Origin of the sequence: Mangrovactinospora gilvigrisea, from assembly GCF_001879105.1 — a bacterium.
GTDB lineage: Bacteria > Actinomycetota > Actinomycetes > Streptomycetales > Streptomycetaceae > Mangrovactinospora > Mangrovactinospora gilvigrisea.
In genome coordinates this window covers 1-1,293 of sequence record NZ_MLCF01000194.1, presented here as the reverse complement: position 1 = coordinate 1,293, position 1,293 = coordinate 1, and the positions used below count along the sequence as shown (strand labels likewise).

Sequence of the window (1,293 nt, the reverse complement as noted above, 5' to 3'; positions counted from 1 at the left end):
GTGCGGGGTGGCGCGGGGCAGTGCAGCGGCGGCGACCGGGCCGGTCAGCCCTTGATCGCCCCGGTGAGGACGCCCTTGGTGAAGTAGCGCTGGAGGAACGGGTAGACGAGCAGGATCGGGACGAGCGCCACCACGACCACGGCCATCTGCATGGCCTGGCCGGGGGCGACGGCCTCGCTGGAGGCGATCGAGTTGCCGGAGCCCAGCGACTGGCCCTGCAGCACGTACATCCGCAGGATCAGCGGAAGCGGCCACTTGGAGGGGTCGTTGAGGTAGAGCAGCGCGTTGAAGAAGGCGTTCCAGTAGGCGACCGCGTAGAAGAGCGAGACCACCGCGAGGACCGCCTTGGAGAGCGGCAGCACGATCCGCAGCAGCAGCCGCAGCTCGCCGGCGCCGTCCACCCGGGCGCTGTCGATCAGCTCCTCGGGCAGGCCCATGAAGAACGACCGCAGCACCACCATGTTGAAAGCGCTTACGAGCGTCGGCACGATCAGCGAGGCGTAGCTGTTGAGCAGTCCGAGCTGCTTCACCATCAGGAAGTTGGGGATGATCCCCGGGCTGAAGAGCATGGTGAAGAGCACCAGCAGCAGGAAGTAGCGCCCGCCGGTGAGCTGCCGCCGGCTCAGCGCCCAGGCCAGTGCCACGGTCACCGAGAGGCTGGCCAGCGTCCCGACGACGGCCACCCCGACGCTCACCAGCAGCGCCCGGGTGACCGTGCCGCCGGAGAAGATGGTGCGGTAGGCGGCGAGGCTCGGGTGGTCGGGCCAGAGCACCAGGCCGCCGTGCCCGGCGATGTCCTTCTGCGAGGCGATGCTGGTGGCCAGCACGTTCACCATCGGGTAGAGCACCGCGACGGTGATCACCACCAGGATCGCGGCCTTGGCCGCCCGGCCGAGCGCGCTGGGCGGCTCCATCCACGCCGGACGGGCCGGCGGGGCGTCACTTCGCGTCATTGCGGTAGATCCCCTCATGGCCGAAGAGGTGGGCGAGCCGGTTGGCGCCGAGGATCAGCGCGGTGCCGACGGCGCCCTTGACGAGGCCGACCGCGGCGGCGGGTCCCCACTGCCCGTCCTGCACTCCGTGGAAGTAGACCCAGGTGTCGAGGACCTCGCCGGCGCGCGCGCCGACCGCGTCCCGCTGCAGCACGATCTGCTCGAAGCCGACGGAGAGCAGCGAGCCCAGGTTGAGGATGAGCAGCAGCATGATCACCGGGACGATCCCGGGGAGCGTGACGTGCCACAGCCGCCGCCACCGGCCGGCCCCGTCCACCGCCGCGGCCTCGTAGAGCTGCGG

The 1,293-nt window shown here is 70.6% G+C and carries 2 protein-coding genes; both read right to left on the bottom strand.

What is annotated here, in order from left to right:
- Window positions 1-44: 44 nt before the first annotated feature.
- Window positions 45-953: a carbohydrate ABC transporter permease gene (locus BIV57_RS23160; protein WP_245797865.1), complete on the bottom strand. Its 909-nt coding sequence runs from the start codon at window positions 951-953 to the stop codon at window positions 45-47.
- Window positions 940-1,293: ABC transporter permease subunit (locus tag BIV57_RS23155; RefSeq protein ID WP_139275783.1), on the bottom strand; the 354-nt coding region annotated here is incomplete at its 5' end. The genes BIV57_RS23160 and BIV57_RS23155, both read right to left, overlap by 14 nt.

Coding starts and splice junctions, on each gene's coding strand:
- BIV57_RS23160 (WP_245797865.1), bottom strand. CDS start 953: ATGACGCGAAGTGACGCCCCGCCGGCCCGTCCGGCGTGGATGGAGCCG.